The organism is Roseateles violae, from assembly GCF_030410485.1.
Lineage (GTDB): Bacteria > Pseudomonadota > Gammaproteobacteria > Burkholderiales > Burkholderiaceae_C > Roseateles_D > Roseateles_D violae.
In genome coordinates this window covers 542441-558003 of the sequence record NZ_JAUHHC010000005.1, presented here as the reverse complement: position 1 = coordinate 558003, position 15563 = coordinate 542441, and the positions used below count along the sequence as shown (strand labels likewise).

Below are 15563 nucleotides of genomic sequence, written 5' to 3'. Positions count from 1 at the left end.
GATGCTTGCCTCCTTACTGCACATTGATACGCTGCGGCTGCGCCGCCTGCTGGCGCGCCAGGCTGACCTGCAGCACGCCGTCGCGGTAGCGCGCGTCGACCTGGCTCGTGTCCACGTCGTCGGGCAGGGCGATCGCGCGCAGGAAGCGGCCGGCGCTGCGCTCGCGGCTGTAGACATTGATCCGGGCGTCCTCCTGCGGCAGATCGGCGACGCGTTCGCCGGCCAGGCGCAGCACGCCGCGCTCGACCGTCACGTCGATCTTGGCGGGATCAAGGCCGGGCGCGAACAGATAGACCTCGACCTTGTCGGGCGTGCGGCCGACATTGACCGGCGGCAGCGTGCCGGCGGCCGCCGAGCGGATGCTGCTGGGCAGGCCCGGCGTGCCGAAGACATCGTCCAGCTCGCGGCGCAGGCGCTCGAACTGACCGAACCAGATGCCCGGCTGACTCCACAAGGATGCGTACATGGTGACCTCCTGTCGATGGGTGGTGGGCACCGACCGGCAAGAACCCGACCGGCCGGCTTGCCCGCAACACTTAGGGGTCGCCCGCGGGCTTTCAAGAGGGCTGTCGAAGGCGCTGCACGCGCCGGCGCTCAGACCTCTTCCAGGCCGTCCAGGATCGGGCAGTCGGGCCGCTCGTCGCCATGGCAGCAGCCGACCAGCGCCTCCAGCGTGCGCTTCATCGCCTGCATCTCGGCCAGGCGGCGCTCGAGGTCGGCCACATGGGCCTGGGCGATGCGCTTGACGTCGGCGCTGCTGCGGCGGCGGTTCTGCCACAGGCGCAGCAGCTCGCCGATCTCGGCGATCGAGAAGCCCAGGTCGCGCGCGCGGCGTATGAAGCGCAGCGTGTGCACCTCCCTGTCGCCGTAGCGGCGGTAGCCCGCCTCGCTGCGCGCCACCGGCGGCAGCAGGCCCAGGGACTCGTAGTGCCGCAGCATCTTGGGCGAGATGCCGGAGCGCTTGGCCGCCTCGCTGATGTTCACGTCCATGCCCGGTTCCTCGTCTCGTTCAGGCGGCGCGGCCCTGCCAGCGCGTCAGCAGCAGCGCATTGCCCACCACCGACACGCTGGACAGCGCCATCGCCGCGCCGGCCAGCATCGGGTTCAGCAGGCCCAGGGCGGCCAGCGGGATGCCGACCAGGTTGTAGAAGAAGGCCCAGAACAGGTTCTGGCGGATCTTCGCGTAGCTGCGGCGCGAGATCGCGATCGCATCCGCCACCAGGGCGGGGTTGCCGCGCATCAGCGTGACGCCGGCCGCGGCCATGGCCACCTCGGTGCCGGTGGCCATGGCCAGGCCCACGTCGGCGGCGGCCAGGGCCGGCGCGTCGTTGATGCCGTCGCCGACCATGGCCACGACGCGGCCGCCGGCCCGCAGCTCGCCGACGATGCGCGCCTTGTCCTGCGGCAGCACCTCGGCGCGTACCTCGTCGATGCCCAGCTCGCGCGCCACCCGCTCGGCCGCGCCGCGGTTGTCGCCGCTGATGAGGGCGGTGCGTATGCCCTGCGCGTGCAGCTCGGCCACGGCCGCCGCCGCCTCGGGCTTGAGCGCGTCGCCGAAGGCCAGCAGGCCGATCAGGCGCGGGACTTCACCGGGCGCCGCCAGCCAGGAGACGCTGCGGCCCTCGTCCTGCAGCGCCTGCGCGCGCGCCTGCAAGGCCGCCAGGTCCACGCCCAGCTCCTGCATATAGCGGCTGCTTCCCAGCGCCAGGTCTTGCCCTTCGACCTGCCCGCGCAGGCCGCGGCCCGGTACGGCCTGCAGCCCGGTCACGGCGGGCACGGCGAGGTCGGCGCGCTGCTGTGCCGCCTCGCGCACCGCCCGGGCCAGCGGGTGTTCGCTGCCGGCCTGCAGCGCGGCGGCCAGGCGCAGCAGCGCCGGCTCGCCCTCGAGCGCCAGCAGGCGCGGCCGGCCCTCGGTCAGCGTGCCGGTCTTGTCGAAGGCGACCAGGCTCACCCGGTGGGCCCGTTCCAGCGCCTCGGCGTCCTTGATCAGGATGCCCCGGCGTGCCGCCACGCCGGTGCCGGCCATGATGGCGGCCGGGGTGGCCAGGCCCAGCGCGCAGGGACAGGCGATCACCAGCACCGCCACCGCATTGAGCAGGGCGCGCTCCCAGTCGCCGCCGCCGATGCCCCAGCCCAGCAGGGTGAGGGTGGCGATGACGATCACCACCGGCACGAACACCGCGCTGACCCGGTCGACCAGGCGCTGGATCGGCGCCTTGTGGCCCTGCGCCTGCTCGACCATGCGGGCGATGCGCGCCAGGGTCGACTCGGCGCCCAGCGCCGTGCAGCGCAGGCGCAGCAGGCCCTCGCCGTTGACGCTGCCGCCGACCAGGCGGCTGCCCGGCGCCTTGTCCACCGGCAGGCTTTCGCCGGTGATCAGCGACTCGTCCACCTGGCTATGGCCCTCCAGCAGCTCGCCGTCCACCGGGATGCGCTCGCCCGGCCGCACCAGCACGGTGTCGCCCAGGCGCAGCGCGGCCAGCGGCAGCTCCTGTTCGGCGCCATCGCGCAGCACGCGGGCCCTGTCCGGCTGCAGCGCCTGCAGCGCGCGGATGGCGGCCGTGGTCTGGCGCTTGGCGCGCGCCTCCAGCCACTTGCCCAGCAGCACCAGGGTGATGACGACGGCGGCCGATTCGAAATAGAGCGCATGGGCGCCATGGCCGCGCAGCATCAGCCACAGGCTCAGGCCGTAGGCCGCGCTGGTGCCCAGGGCCACCAGCAGATCCATATTGCCGCTGCCGGCGCGCAGCGCGGCCCAGCCGGCGCGGTAGAAGCGCGCCCCCAGCCAGAACTGCACCGGCGTGGCCAGCGCCAGCTGCAGCCAGGCCGGCAGCATCGCGTGCAGGCCGAAGGGCTGGGCCAGCATGGGCAGCAGCAGGGGCAGCGACAGCAGCGCCGCCGCCAGCACCGGCCAGCCGCTGCTGTGCCAGGCCGGGCGGGCGGCGTCAGCACCGTCGGCGTGCTGCGGCCGGGCCTGGTAGCCGGCCCGGGCCACGGCCTCCAGCAGGGCGGCCGGCCCGGTGCCGGCCAGCAGGCGCAGCCGGGCGGTCTCGGTGGCCAGGTTGACCTCGGCCTCCAGCACGCCCGGCACTTTCTTAAGCGCCTTCTCGACGCGGCCGACGCAGGAGGCGCAAGTCATCCCCTCGACGGCGAGGGTCAGATCCTGCTGGCGCAGCGCGAAACCGGCCTTCTCGATGGCGGCATTCAGCGCCGGCAGCGCGGCGGGGCCGGCCACGCTGGCGGCCTCGGTGGCCAGGTTGACGTTGGCCTGCTGCACGCCCGGCACGGCCTTGAGCGCCTTTTCCACGCGCTTGACGCAGGAGGCGCAGGTCATGCCGTCGATCGGCAGGGTCAGGAGGGGATGGGTGGTGCTGCTGCTCATGGCCTCATGGTCCAGCTTGACATGATGGCAAGGTCAAGCCTTCTTCGGTCGATGCGCCGCGCTTGACCTTGCCATCATGGCAGGGATTAAGCTGCCCGCAGCATCGTTGACCCGATCCAGATCCAAGGAGCCCGCAGTGACCGAGCACTACCAATTCCATCTGCCCGATATGAGCTGCGGCCACTGCGTGGCCGCGATCACCGAGGCGGTGCAGGCCGCCGACGCGGCCGCCACCCTGCAGTTCGACCGCGAGCAGCGCCGGGTCCAGATCGCCAGCGGCGCGCTCGACCAGCAGGCGCTGGCCGAGCTGCTGAGCGAGGCCGGCTATCCGCCGGCGTCGCCAGCCTCGGCAGCCTGAGCGCGAATCAGGCCTTCTTCAGCAGGGCCGTGTCGATCGGCAGCTTGCGCAGGCGCACGCCGGTGGCGGCGTAGATCGCATTGCAGACGGCCGGCGCGATCGGCGGCGTGCCGGGCTCGCCAATGCCGCCGGGCGCTTCGCTGCTCGGCAGGATCAGCACCTCGACCTTGGGCATCTCGCTCATGCGCAGCACCGGGTAGTCGTGGAAATTGCCCTGCTCGACCTTGCCGTCCTTGAAGCTGATCTGGCCGTAGAGCGCGGCGGAGAGGCCATAGCAGATCGCGCTTTCGATCTGGCGCTGGATGGTCTGCGGGTTGACGGTCTGGCCGCAGTCGACGGCGGCGACGACGCGGTGCACCTTGGGCACGCCGTCCTTGTTCACCGACACCTCGGCGACCTCGGCCACATAGCTGCCGAAGCTCTCGGCCACCGCGATGCCGCGCTTGACGCCGGCCGGCAGCGGCTTGCCCCAGCCGGCCTTGTCGGCGGCGGCCTGCAGCACCGCACGGTGGCGTGGGTGCTTGGCCAGCAGATTCAGGCGGAACTGCAGCGGATCGGCCTGGGCCGCGGCGGCCATCTCGTCGATGAAGCTCTCGATGAAGAAGGCATTCTGCGAATGGCCGACCGAGCGCCAGAACCAGACCTGCGGGCCCGGCTCGGCGCGGCCATAGGCGATGCGCTGGTTGGCGATGTCGTAGGGCTGGTCGGCCAGGCCCTCGACGGCCATCGCATCCACGCCGTTGTCGGGGATCTTCATGAAACCCGAGGCGGCCATGATGGAGGGCGAGCCGATGTCGGCGCGCAGCATCGTCGCCTGGCCCTTGGCATCGAGCGCGCCCTCGAACTTGACCAGGGAGGCCGGGCGGTAGTAGCCGGCGGCCATATCGTCCTCGCGGGTGTAGATCAGCTTGACCGGGCTGCCGCTGAGCTTGCTCAAGAGCGTCGCGTCGATGGTGAAGTCGGGCGCGAAGCGGCGGCCGAAACCGCCGCCCAGCAGCAAGGTGTTGATCTTGACCTTCGCCGGCGTCGCCTGCGCGACCTGACTGAGGATGCCCTGGGCGGGGCCCTGGCTCTGCGTGCCGGCCCAGATCGTCACCTCGTCGCCCTTGACCCAGGCCAGGCAGTTCAGCGGCTCCATGCAGGCATGGGCCAGATAGGGCACCTCGTACTGGGCCGCCAGCACCTTGTCGGCATTGGCCGAGGCGTCCTTCAGATTGCCGTTGTCGACCGCGACCGCGCTGGCGTTGGCCGCGCCCTCGGCCAGCAGGCTGGCGACCTTGGCGCTGTTCAGACCGGCGTGCTCGCCCAGATCCCATTGCACATCCAGCGCGTCGCGGCCCTGCTTGGCGGCCCAGTAACCATCGGCCAGCACGGCCACGCCGCCGGGGATGGTGATGATCTTCTGCACACCCTTGACCTGGCGCGCCTTGGCCTCGTTCATGCCCTTGGGCTTGGCGCCGGCGATCGGCGCGCGCGCCATCACCGCGACCAGCATGCCGTCCACCTGGGCGTCGATGCCGAACTTGGCCGTGCCGTTGAGCTTGGCCGGCGTGTCCAGGCGCCGGGTCGGCTTGCCCAGGATCTTGAAGTCCTTGGCGGCCTTCAGCGTCGGCTTGGCCGGCACCGCCTGCTTGGACGCGTCGGCGACCAGGGCGCCATAGGCGATCTTCTTGCCGCCGGGGGCGAGCACATGACCCTTCTCGGTGCGCAACTGGGCCGCGTCGAGCTTCAGCTGGGCCGCGGCTGCCGCGACCAGCATTTGCCGCGCCGCCGCGCCCGCCTCGCGCACCGGCTGCCAATGCGCGCGCACCGTCGTGCTGCCGCCGGTGGCCTGCATGCCGAACATCGGGTTGTTGTAGGCGGTGTCGACCGGCGCCTGCTCGACGCTGACCAGGGCCCAGTCGGCATCGAGCTCCTCGGCCAAGAGCATCGGGATCGCGGTCAGCACGCCCTGGCCCATCTCGGCCGAGCCGCAGACGACGGTGACCCTGTTGTCCGGCGTGATGCGCAGCCAGGCGTTCGGCGCGAAGGTGTTGGTGTTGCTATTGGCCTGCGCCCGGGCGCGCTGGGCCGCCAGCGGCAGCGCGAAGCCGATCACGAGGGCCGAGCCGGCGCTGGTCTTCAGGAAGGCGCGACGGCTGGCTTGTTGAAGGCTGTCGTCCATGCTCAGGCTCCCTTCAGGCTGCCGGCCGCGTCGTGGATGGCCGCGCGGATCTGGTTGTAGGTGCCGCAGCGGCAGATGTTGCCGCTCATTGCCGCATCGATGTCGGCATCGCTGGGCGACTTCTTGCCGGCCAAGAGCGCGCAGGCGCTCATGATCTGGCCGCTCTGACAGTAGCCGCATTGCGGCACGTCGATCTTCAGCCAAGCGGCCTGCACGGCCTTGCCGGTCTTGCTGGCGCCGATGCCCTCGATCGTCGTCACCTTCTTGCCGGCGGCGGCCGACAGCGGCGTCTGGCAGGAGCGCACCGCCTGCCCGTCCAGATGCACGGTGCAGGCGCCGCACAGCGCCATGCCGCAGCCGAACTTGGTGCCGGTCAGCTGCAGGTCCTCGCGCAGCGCCCACAACAGCGGTTCGTTGGGATCGGCGTCGGGAAGCGACACCGGCTTGCCATTGACCGTCAGCTTGATCGTCATCGACCTTCTCCTCGTCGGGATATTGGAATTCCAGAACGGCGGCAAGCCTACACCGAAAGCCGGCCTGCCGCTCGACGCGGTGACGGGTGTTTCGTTCCGCCGCCTGGCGCGCTACGCTGAAAGGGCTGCCCAAACCCGCAGGAGCTCCTCATGGCCACATCGCCACCCAGCCCCTCCAGACTCGCGGCCTGGCTGGCGGCGCATGCGCCGGCCTGTTTCCTGCTGATGAGCGCGGCCTTCATCGTCTTCGGCCTGCTCTCGCTCGATCTGGTGCGCCTGGTCGCGGCCAATGCCGGCTTTCTATGGCGCTCCGGCTGGGACGGCCTCATCGCCGACGGCGGCTGGCTGCAGCTGCTGGAGCTGATGCTGGGCGTCTTGGCGGCGATCGCCGCCTACCTGGTCTTCAAGCTCTGCGAGCATGTGCTGGTGCAGCGCCTGGCCTTTGGCCGGCGCTGAGCGGCAGTGGCGGCCATGTCCTCAGCTGCGGCTCAGCGCGTCCTGCAGCTCGCCGCGCAGCCGGCGCAGCGACTGCAGCTCCTGCTCGGGCGCCTGCAGGGCCGGCCAGAGCAGGGCGACCAGGTCGCGCGCGCTCTGATCGACGTCGATCTGACGGCCGGCGATGATGACCTCCCAGAGCATGTGCTCCATCGGCCCGAAGACCAGCGAGCGCAGCATGCGCAGCGGGATGTCCTGGCGCACCTGCCCCAGCGCCTGGCCGCGCGCCAGCAGCTCCATCAGCGGGGCGGTGTAGCGGCGCTGCAGCTCGATGAAGGCCTCGCCGAACTCGCTGCCGCTGACCATCTCGGCCTCGCGCTTGCGGCCCTCGGACAGCACCAGCTCGCACAGGCCGGTGCCCTGGATCAGGAACAGGCGCAGATGGGTGTGGACGATGAATTCCAGCTGCTCGCGCACGCCGGCCTCGCGCGGCAGGCCGCCCTCGATCGCCGCGATGATCTCGTCGTACCAGTCGGCGATCACCCGCATGCAGAGCTCGCGCTTGCCGCGGAAATAGGTGAACACGGTGGCCTCGGAGACACCCAGCTGGCGCGCGATCTCGGTCGTCGTCGTGCGCTCGTAGCCGCGGCTGGCGAAGACCTGGCGCCCGACGCGCAGAATGTCGCGCACCCGCTGCTCCGCCTTGGCGCCGGCGGGCGCCCGGCGCGAAGCCGGCGGGGCGGCCGGGGCAAGGTTTTTTTCGTTCACGGGGCCGATTCTGCGCAATAATTGAGTAAAGCTCAAGTCCTGCTTGAGCGGTGTTGATCGCCGGCTTGTTCCGCACGGTTGGCGCCGACGTACGAATAAATTGAGTCGAACTCACGGAGACTTCATGGCTGCTCTCACCACCAAGCTCAATGCCCGCTCGGCGGACTTCCGGGCCAATGCCGAGGCGATGCGCGGCCTGATCGAGGACCTGAATGCGCGGCTGGAGAAGATCGCCGAGGGCGGTGGCGAGGCCGCGCGCGCCAAGCACACCGCCCGCGGCAAGCTGCTGCCGCGCGAGCGGGTCGAGCTGCTCTTGGATCCCGGCACGCCCTTCCTGGAACTGGCCCCGCTGGCCGGGCTGAATATGTATGACAACGCCGCGCCGGGCGGCGGCATGATCGCCGGCATCGGCCGCGTCGCCGGCGTCGACTGCATGATCGTCTGCAACGACGCGACGGTGAAGGGCGGCACCTACTACCCGGTCACCGTCAAGAAGCATCTGCGCGCGCAGGAGATCGCCGAGCAGAACCGCCTGCCCTGCGTCTACCTGGTCGACTCCGGCGGCGCCAATCTGCCGAACCAGGACGAGGTCTTCCCCGACCGCGACCACTTCGGCCGCATCTTCTACAACCAGGCCAATCTGTCGGCCAAGGGCATTCCGCAGCTGGCCGTCGTGATGGGCAGCTGCACGGCCGGCGGCGCCTATGTGCCGGCGATGAGCGACGAGACCATCATCGTCAAGAACCAGGGCACGATCTTCCTCGGCGGCCCGCCGCTGGTGAAGGCCGCCACCGGCGAAGTGGTCTCGGCCGAAGATCTCGGCGGTGGCGATGTGCACACGCGCCTGTCCGGCGTGGCCGACCACCTGGCCAATGACGACACCCATGCGCTGGCGATCGCGCGGCAGTCGATCGGCAAGCTGAACTGGCGCAAGCAAGGCCAGCTCTTGACCCAGGCACCGAAGGCACCGCTGTTCGACCCGGCCGAGCTGCACGGCGTCATCCCGACCGACACGCGCAAGCCCTTCGATGTGCGCGAGGTGATCGCCCGCATCGTCGACGGCTCGGAATTCGACGAGTTCAAGGCCCGCTACGGCGCGACCCTGGTCTGCGGCTTCGCCCATATCGAGGGCATGCCGGTGGGCATCGTCGCCAACAACGGCATCCTCTTCGCCGAGAGCGCCAACAAGGGCGCGCATTTCATCGAGCTGTGCTGCCAGCGCAAGATCCCGCTGGTCTTCCTGCAGAACATCACCGGCTTCATGGTCGGCCGCAAGTACGAGAACGAGGGCATCGCCCGCGCCGGCGCCAAGATGGTGACGGCCGTCGCCTGTGCCCAGGTGCCCAAGTTCACCATCATCATCGGCGGCTCCTTCGGCGCCGGCAACTACGGCATGTGCGGCCGCGCCTACTCGCCGCGCTTCCTCTGGATGTGGCCCAACGCGCGCATCAGCGTGATGGGCGGCGAGCAGGCGGCCAGCGTGCTGGCCACCGTCAAGCGCGACGGTATCGAGGCCAAGGGCGGCGCCTGGAGCGCCGACGAGGAACAGGCCTTCAAGGCTCCGATCCTGCAGCAGTACGAGGAGCAAGGCCATCCGTACTACGCCAGCGCGCGGCTATGGGACGACGGCGTCATCGACCCGGCCGACACGCGCCGCGTGCTGGCGCTGGGGCTCTCGGCGTCGCTGAACGCGCCGATTCCCGAGACCAAGTTCGGCGTGTTCCGGATGTAAGCCGTGACGGTCGCTATCCGCCCGCTGCGCGCCGACGACTCGCTAGAGGCGCTGACCGCCTTGCTGCACGCGGCCTATGCCTCGCTGGCCGCCCGCGGGATGAACTTCACCGCCGTCGACCAGAGCGTGGCGACGACGCGCGAGCGCGTTGCCAAGGGCCAGGCCTTCGTCGCCGAGCTGGACGGCCGCTTCGTCGGCACGGTGGCCGTTTCCGGTCCGCGCGCGGCCGAGGAGCGCTATCTGAACGATCCGGTGCCGGCGGTCTATGCGCGGCCGGGCACGGCCATCCTGGCCCAGCTGGCGGTCCATCCGGCGCAGCGCGGCCAGGGCCTGGCCGAAAAGCTGATGGACGCCGCCGAAGCCTGGGCCGGCGCGCAAGGCTACAGCCATGTCGCGCTGGACACGGCCCAGCCGGCCGAGGACCTGCAGCGCCGCTATGCGCGGCGCGGCTATGTCGAGGTCGATGCCGTGCAATGGGCCGGCAAGAGCTACCGCAGCGTCGTGATGCTCAAGGAACTGACGAAGGAAGCACAAGCATGAGCGCCACCCTGAAGATCGAACGCGCCGGTCACATCGCCCGCGTCACCCTGAACCGACCCGAGGTCCGCAATGCCTTCAACGATGCGGTGATCGCCGAGCTGACGGCCGCCTTCGCCGAGCTGGGGCAAGACCCGGCCCTGCGGGCGATCGTGCTGGCCGCCGAGGGCAAGGCCTTCTGCGCCGGTGCCGACCTGAACTGGATGAAGGCGATGGCAGGCTACTCCTGGGACGAGAACCATGCCGACGCCGGCAAGCTGGCCCAAATGCTGTGGACGATCTACAGCTGCCCGGTGCCGGTGATCGCCCGCGTGCAGGGCGATGTCTATGCCGGCGGCGTCGGCCTGGTCTCGGTCTGTGACATCGTCGTTGCCGTCGACACGGCCGGCTTCTGCCTGTCCGAGGCCAAGCTGGGGCTGCTGCCGGCCACGATCGGGCCCTATGTCGTGCGCGCGCTGGGCGAGCAGGCCTCGCGCCGCTATTTCGTCACCGCCGAGCGTTTCCCGGCGGCCGACGCGCATCGGCTGGGCCTGGTCCATGAGCTGGCAACGGCCGAGACGCTGGATCAGAAGGTCGACGCGCTGACCTCGGCAATCGCCGCCAACGGCCCGGCCGCCGTGCGTGCCTGCAAGAAGCTGGTGCAGGACGTCGCCCACGCGGCCATCACGCCCGCGCTGCGCGACGACACCGCGCGGCGCATCGCGGACATCCGCGCGAGCGACGAAGGCCGCGCCGGCGTGCAGAGCTTCCTGAACAAGAGCGCGGTGCCGTGGCTCTGAACGAGATCGGCCTGCCGCATCTGTTCGCCCTGGCCGCCGCGCTCGGCTGGGCCAGCGGCATGCGCCTGTACGCGACGGTGCTGATCGTCGGCCTGGGCGGGCGCCTGGGCTGGCTGCCGCTGCCGGCGGGCCTGGAGGTGCTGACGCATGGCGGCGTGCTGATCGCGGCCGGCGTGCTGGCGGCGGTCGAGTTCCTGGCCGACAAGATCCCGGCGGTCGATTCGCTGTGGGACATGGTGCACACGGTGATCCGCATTCCGGCCGGCGCCGCGCTGGCCGCCGGCGCGCTGAGCGCGCAGGGCGTGGGCGGCGAGGCCTGGACCGTGATCGCGGCGCTGCTCGGCGGCACCTTGGCCGCCACCGCCCATGCGGCCAAGACCGGCACGCGCGCGGCGGCCAACACCTCGCCCGAGCCCTTCTCCAACATCGCGCTGTCGCTCAGCGGCGACCTGCTGGTGCCGGCGCTGCTGTGGCTGGCCTGGAACCATCCGCTGGCCTCTGCCGTGTTGCTGGTGCTGCTGCTGATCGTGGCCGTGCTGCTGATCCGCCTGACCTTCAGGCTGCTGCGCGGTTTGGCGAGCAAGCTGCGCGGCGGCGCGCGGGCCGCCTGATGAATGGATGGTGATGACGACGATGATGAACGAACTCGCCCGCCGCAGCCTCGATGCCGTCTGGCACCCGTGCACGCAGATGGCGCGCGCGGAACAGCTGCCACCGCTGCCGATCGCGCGCGGCGAGGGCGCCTGGCTTTACGACTTCGAGGGCCGGCGCTATTTCGATGCGAACGGCAGCTGGTGGGTCAATCTGTTCGGCCATGCGGACCGCGGTCTCAACGAGGCGATCAAGCGCCAGCTCGACACCTTGCCGCATGTGATGCTGGCCGGCTGCACGCACGAGCCGGCCGTGCGCCTGGCCGAGCGCCTGTCGGCGCGCACCGGCGGCGCGCTGGGCCATTGCTTCTTCGGCAGCGACGGCGCCAGCGCCGTCGAGATCGCCTTGAAGCAGAGCTTCCACAGCTGGCGCAATCGGGGCCGCGGCGACAAGCGCGAGTTTGTCTGCCTGAAGAACGGCTATCACGGCGAGACCATTGGCGCGCTGGCCGTCACCGATGTGGCGATCTTCCGCGATGCCTACGACCCGCTGCTGATGCGCGCGCATATCGTCGAGTCGCCGGACTCGCGGCTGGGTAACGAGGCGCAGGCGCTGGCCGCGATGCGCGCGCTGCTGGCCGAGCGCCACGCGCAGATTGCCGCCGTCATCGTCGAGCCGCTGGTGCAGGGCGCCGCCGGCATGGTGATGCATGCGCCCTCGTATCTGAAAGCCCTGCGCGAACTGACACGCGAGTTCGGCGTGCACCTGATCGCCGACGAGATCGCGGTCGGCTGCGGTCGGACCGGGACCTTCTTCGCCTGGGAGCAGGCCGGGACGGAATGGCCGGACTTCATCCTGCTCAGCAAGGGCATCACCGGCGGCACGCTGCCGCTGTCGCTGGTGCTGACGACCGACGAGGTCTATCGCGCCTTCTGGTCCGAGGACGTGACGCGCGGCTTCCTGCATTCGCACAGCTATACCGGCAACGCGCTGGCCTGCGCGGCGGCGAACGCGGTGCTCGATCGCTTCGATGCCGGCCAGTTGGAGGCCAATGTCCAGCAGTCGGCGCTACTGGCCGAAGCGTTCGCGCCGCTGGCCGACGATGCGCGCATCGTCAAGCTCCGCCAGCGCGGCATGATCCTGGCCTTCGACCTGAAGAATCCCGGCGAGCGCTTCGCCGAACGCTTCCACCTGGCCGCGCGCACCCACGAGCTGCTGATCCGCCCGATAGGCGCGACCGTCTACCTGATGCCGCCGTACCTGATCGATGCCGCGACGGCGGCGTTTCTCTTCAAGGCCGTGCTGGCCACACTGGACGATGTATGTCCTCGCTGATTGAGCACCTCGACGCCAAGCTGCGCGCGATCGCCGCGCAGGACCTGACGCGCTCGCTGCGCGCCGCCGAAGGGCCGACCGGACCCCGCCAGCGCGTGCGCGGGGCCGACGGCCTGGCGCGCGAGCTCTTGATGTTCTGCTCGAACGACTATCTGGGCCTGGCCGCCCATCCGCGCCTGGCCCATGCGCTGGCCGAGGGCGCGGCCGCCTATGGCGGCGGCTCCGGCGCCTCGCACCTGATCAGCGGCCATTCGGTCGCCCACGAGCGGCTGGAGGACACGCTGGCCGCCTGGTATGCGCCGCACATCCCGCGCGCCCGGGCCCTGAGCTTTAGCACCGGCTATATGGCGAACCTGGCCGTGCTGGGCGCGCTCGGCGATGCGGAGGCCGAGATCTTTTCCGAGGCGCTGAACCATGCCTCGCTGATCGACGGCTGCCGGCTGGCCAAGGCCAAGCTGAGCCGCTACGGCCATTGCGATCTGGTCCAGTTGCGCGGCTTGCTGCAGGCGAGCCAAGCCAGGATCAAGCTGATCGTCACCGACGCGGTGTTCAGCATGGACGGCGATATCGCGCCCTTGCCCGAACTGCTGGCGCTGGCCGAGGAATTCGACGCCTGGCTGATCGTCGACGATGCCCATGGCTTCGGCGTGCTGGGCGCCAAGGGCCGCGGCGCGCTGGAGTTGTTCGATCTGAAGAGCGAGCGCCTGGTGCTGATCGGCACCTTGGGCAAGGCGGCCGGCCTCTCGGGCGCGTTCGTCGTCGCCGAGGCGACCATCACCGATTACCTCGTGCAGGCGGCGCGCAGCTATATCTTCACCACCGCCTCGCTGCCCGCCGTCGCGCATGCGCTCTTGACGAGCCTGGAGCTGATCGAGAACGAGCTCGGCCAGCAGCGCCGCGCGCGGCTGCGGGCCTTGCAGCGCCGGCTGCGCACGGGTATCGCCGCGCTGCTGCAGCGCCGGCCGGAGCTGGGCTGGAAGCTGGCGCCGTCCGAGACCCCGGTGCAGCCGCTGATCATCGGCGGCAATGCCGAGGTGATGCGCCTGGCCGCCGCGCTGGAGCAGGAGGGCCTGCGCGTGCCGGGCATCCGCCCGCCGACGGTGCCCAAGGGCGAGGCGCGGCTGCGCATCACGCTCTGCGCGACGCATGAGGACGCCGACGTCGATCGCCTGCTGGCCGTGCTGGAAAGGGCGGTCTCGTGATGATCAAGGGTTTTTTCATCACCGGCACCGACACCGAGATCGGCAAGACCGCCGTCACCGCCGGCCTGACCGCGCTGGCGATCGCGCAGGGCGTGAACGCCGTGCCGATCAAGCCGCTGGCCGCCGGCCAGGAACTCGTCGACGGCCAATGGCTCAACGACGATGTGCAGCGCCTGCATGCCGCCTGTGGTGGCCGCTTCACGCCGGCCCAGATCGGCCCGCTGCAGCTGCGCACGCCCTGCGCGCCGCATATCGCGGCGAAACTCGAAGGCGTCGCCATAGCGCGCGAGCCGCTGCTGGCGGCGATCCGCGCGACGGCGGCGCTGGCCGATATCGCTTTTGTCGAGGGCGTCGGCGGTTTCCGCGTGCCGCTCACCGAAGGCTGGGACACGGCCGACCTGGCCGTCGACCTGGCCCTGCCGGTGATCCTGGTCGTCGGCCTGCGCCTGGGCTGCATCAACCATGCGCTCTTGACGGCCGAGGCGGTGCGCGGGCGCGGCCTCACGATCGCCGGCTGGGTCGCCAACCAGGTCGACCCCGCCATGCCCCATGTGGCGGACAATCTGGCCGCATTGCGGGCCGCCTTCGACGGCGAATTTTCTGCCCCTTGCCTGGGCCATGTGCCCCGGCTTTGCTATCCCTCTTCGGCGGCCGTGGCCGCGCATCTGCGGCTGCCGCCGTCCCTGGAATTGAAGTGACCACCATGAATCAGATCCAAACCCTGACCCCTACCACCGACGCCGACCGCCGCAATGCCAAGGCCTGGACCGTCAACGAGGTCGCCGCGCTGTTCGAGCTGCCCTTCAACGACCTGATGTTCCGCGCCCAGCAGGTGCACCGCGAGCACTTCGATGCGAACGCGGTGCAGCTGTCCACGCTCTTGTCGATCAAGACCGGCGGCTGCGAGGAGGACTGCAAGTACTGCCCGCAGTCGGCCCATTTCGACACCGGCCTGAAGGCCGAGAAGCTGATCCCGCTGCAGGAGGTGCTGGAGGCCGCGCGCGCCGCCAAGGCCAATGGCGCGACCCGCTTCTGCATGGGCGCCGCCTGGCGCAGCCCGAAGGATCGCCATCTGGAGCAGATCGGCGAGATGATCTCCGAGGTCAAGGCCATGGGCCTGGAGACCTGCCTGACAGCCGGCATGCTCGGCGAAGGCCAGGCCGAGAAGCTGAAGGACGCGGGCCTCGACTACTACAACCACAACCTCGACACCGCGCCCGAGTTCTACGGCCAGATCATCACCACCCGCACCTATCAGGACCGCCTGGACACGCTGGACCGCGTGCGTGCGCAAGGCCTCAAGGTCTGCTCGGGCGGCATCGTCGGCATGGGCGAGACGCGCCGCCAGCGCGCCGGCCTGATCGTGCAGCTGGCCAATCTGGACCCGTATCCGGAGTCGGTGCCGATCAACAACCTGGTGCAGGTCGAGGGCACGCCGCTGGCCGGCACGGCCGCGCTGGACCCGTTCGAGTTCGTGCGCACGATCGCGGTCGCCCGCATCACGATGCCGCGCGCCATGGTGCGCCTGTCGGCCGGCCGCGAGGAGATGCCGGAGGCGATGCAGTCGCTTTGTTTCCTGGCCGGCGCCAACTCGATGTTCTATGGCGACAAGCTGCTGACGACCAGCAACCCGCAGGCCGAAAAGGACCGCGCGCTGCTGGACCGCCTGGGCATGCATTGCGCGACCGAGGCGCAGCTGTCGGAAGGCAAGGAGGCCAAGATCACGCTGAATGCCTCTTCCTCGGCCGAGGCGCAGAGCAGCGCCTGCCGCGCTCACTGAAAAAGAGAAGCCAGGAAAGCGGAGACC

General features: G+C 70.3%; 16 protein-coding genes. 10 read left to right on the top strand and 6 right to left on the bottom strand.

What is annotated here, in order from left to right; translation table 11 throughout:
* Positions 1-13: 13 nt before the first annotated feature.
* From QWJ38_RS20135 to QWJ38_RS20125, 3 genes are all read right to left on the bottom strand, one after another.
* Positions 14-466 carry an Hsp20/alpha crystallin family protein gene (locus tag QWJ38_RS20135; protein ID WP_290360904.1) on the bottom strand — a complete coding sequence of 151 codons (453 nt, stop codon included), beginning with the start codon at positions 464-466 and terminating at the stop codon, positions 14-16.
* A gap of 128 nt (positions 467-594) precedes the next feature.
* Positions 595-990 (bottom strand): Cu(I)-responsive transcriptional regulator, encoded by a 396-nt coding sequence (gene cueR, locus QWJ38_RS20130; protein ID WP_290360903.1) that lies wholly within the window; start codon positions 988-990, stop codon positions 595-597.
* Positions 991-1009: 19 nt separating this feature from the next.
* Positions 1010-3382: a heavy metal translocating P-type ATPase gene (locus QWJ38_RS20125; RefSeq protein WP_290360902.1), complete on the bottom strand. Its 2373-nt coding sequence runs from the start codon at positions 3380-3382 to the stop codon at positions 1010-1012.
* A 136-nt stretch (positions 3383-3518) separates the two neighbouring features.
* Here QWJ38_RS20125 and QWJ38_RS20120 point away from each other — a divergent pair, with 136 nt between their 5' ends.
* Positions 3519-3740 (top strand): heavy-metal-associated domain-containing protein, encoded by a 222-nt coding sequence (locus QWJ38_RS20120; RefSeq protein ID WP_290360901.1) that lies wholly within the window; start codon positions 3519-3521, stop codon positions 3738-3740.
* 7 nt (positions 3741-3747) lie between these two features.
* Here the strand turns inward: QWJ38_RS20120 and QWJ38_RS20115 are convergent, their stop codons facing one another.
* Positions 3748-5904, bottom strand: coding sequence for a xanthine dehydrogenase family protein molybdopterin-binding subunit (locus tag QWJ38_RS20115; RefSeq protein ID WP_290360900.1), 2157 nt, complete (start codon positions 5902-5904; stop codon positions 3748-3750).
* 2 nt (positions 5905-5906) lie between these two features.
* Positions 5907-6377, bottom strand: a complete 471-nt coding sequence (locus QWJ38_RS20110) for a (2Fe-2S)-binding protein (protein ID WP_290360899.1) — start codon at positions 6375-6377, stop codon at positions 5907-5909.
* A 150-nt stretch (positions 6378-6527) separates the two neighbouring features.
* Here QWJ38_RS20110 and QWJ38_RS20105 point away from each other — a divergent pair, with 150 nt between their 5' ends.
* Positions 6528-6833, top strand: coding sequence for a hypothetical protein (locus tag QWJ38_RS20105; protein WP_290360898.1), 306 nt, complete (start codon positions 6528-6530; stop codon positions 6831-6833).
* 21 nt (positions 6834-6854) lie between these two features.
* Here the strand turns inward: QWJ38_RS20105 and QWJ38_RS20100 are convergent, their stop codons facing one another.
* Positions 6855-7580 carry a TetR/AcrR family transcriptional regulator gene (locus tag QWJ38_RS20100; protein WP_290360897.1) on the bottom strand — a complete coding sequence of 242 codons (726 nt, stop codon included), beginning with the start codon at positions 7578-7580 and terminating at the stop codon, positions 6855-6857.
* Positions 7581-7704: 124 nt separating this feature from the next.
* Here QWJ38_RS20100 and QWJ38_RS20095 point away from each other — a divergent pair, with 124 nt between their 5' ends.
* Genes QWJ38_RS20095 through bioB form a run of 8 tightly spaced genes read left to right on the top strand, consistent with a single transcriptional unit; the run spans position 7705 to position 15536 of the window.
* Positions 7705-9312 (top strand): carboxyl transferase domain-containing protein, encoded by a 1608-nt coding sequence (locus QWJ38_RS20095; RefSeq protein ID WP_290360896.1) that lies wholly within the window; start codon positions 7705-7707, stop codon positions 9310-9312.
* A gap of 3 nt (positions 9313-9315) precedes the next feature.
* On the top strand, positions 9316-9852 hold the full coding sequence (locus QWJ38_RS20090) for a GNAT family N-acetyltransferase (RefSeq protein ID WP_290360895.1): 537 nt from the start codon (positions 9316-9318) through the stop codon (positions 9850-9852).
* Positions 9849-10628: an enoyl-CoA hydratase/isomerase family protein gene (locus QWJ38_RS20085; protein WP_290360894.1), complete on the top strand. Its 780-nt coding sequence runs from the start codon at positions 9849-9851 to the stop codon at positions 10626-10628. The genes QWJ38_RS20090 and QWJ38_RS20085 overlap by 4 nt, the downstream gene beginning before the upstream one ends.
* Entirely contained in the window at positions 10619-11239 is a 621-nt protein-coding gene (locus QWJ38_RS20080) for a DUF4126 domain-containing protein (protein ID WP_290360893.1), read from the top strand. Before QWJ38_RS20085 ends, QWJ38_RS20080 begins: the two co-directional genes overlap by 10 nt.
* Positions 11240-11261: 22 nt before the next feature.
* Positions 11262-12554: an adenosylmethionine--8-amino-7-oxononanoate transaminase gene (gene bioA, locus QWJ38_RS20075; RefSeq protein ID WP_290361009.1), complete on the top strand. Its 1293-nt coding sequence runs from the start codon at positions 11262-11264 to the stop codon at positions 12552-12554.
* A complete protein-coding gene (gene bioF, locus QWJ38_RS20070) occupies positions 12542-13756 on the top strand; it encodes an 8-amino-7-oxononanoate synthase (protein ID WP_290360892.1) in 1215 nt (404 codons plus the stop codon). Before bioA ends, bioF begins: the two co-directional genes overlap by 13 nt.
* Entirely contained in the window at positions 13756-14454 is a 699-nt protein-coding gene (bioD, locus tag QWJ38_RS20065; protein ID WP_290360891.1) for a dethiobiotin synthase, read from the top strand. The genes bioF and bioD overlap by 1 nt, the downstream gene beginning before the upstream one ends.
* A 5-nt stretch (positions 14455-14459) precedes the next feature.
* Positions 14460-15536: a biotin synthase BioB gene (bioB, locus tag QWJ38_RS20060; RefSeq protein WP_290360890.1), complete on the top strand. Its 1077-nt coding sequence runs from the start codon at positions 14460-14462 to the stop codon at positions 15534-15536.
* Positions 15537-15563 lie beyond the last annotated feature (27 nt).

Coding starts and splice junctions, on each gene's coding strand:
- QWJ38_RS20135 (WP_290360904.1), bottom strand. CDS start 466: ATGTACGCATCCTTGTGGAGTCAGCCGGGCATCTGGTTCGGTCAGTTC.
- cueR (WP_290360903.1), bottom strand. CDS start 990: ATGGACGTGAACATCAGCGAGGCGGCCAAGCGCTCCGGCATCTCGCCC.
- QWJ38_RS20125 (WP_290360902.1), bottom strand. CDS start 3,382: ATGAGCAGCAGCACCACCCATCCCCTCCTGACCCTGCCGATCGACGGC.
- QWJ38_RS20115 (WP_290360900.1), bottom strand. CDS start 5,904: ATGGACGACAGCCTTCAACAAGCCAGCCGTCGCGCCTTCCTGAAGACC.
- QWJ38_RS20110 (WP_290360899.1), bottom strand. CDS start 6,377: ATGACGATCAAGCTGACGGTCAATGGCAAGCCGGTGTCGCTTCCCGAC.
- QWJ38_RS20105 (WP_290360898.1), top strand. CDS start 6,528: ATGGCCACATCGCCACCCAGCCCCTCCAGACTCGCGGCCTGGCTGGCG.
- QWJ38_RS20095 (WP_290360896.1), top strand. CDS start 7,705: ATGGCTGCTCTCACCACCAAGCTCAATGCCCGCTCGGCGGACTTCCGG.
- QWJ38_RS20085 (WP_290360894.1), top strand. CDS start 9,849: ATGAGCGCCACCCTGAAGATCGAACGCGCCGGTCACATCGCCCGCGTC.
- bioA (WP_290361009.1), top strand. CDS start 11,262: ATGATGAACGAACTCGCCCGCCGCAGCCTCGATGCCGTCTGGCACCCG.
- bioF (WP_290360892.1), top strand. CDS start 12,542: ATGTCCTCGCTGATTGAGCACCTCGACGCCAAGCTGCGCGCGATCGCC.
- bioD (WP_290360891.1), top strand. CDS start 13,756: ATGATCAAGGGTTTTTTCATCACCGGCACCGACACCGAGATCGGCAAG.
- bioB (WP_290360890.1), top strand. CDS start 14,460: ATGAATCAGATCCAAACCCTGACCCCTACCACCGACGCCGACCGCCGC.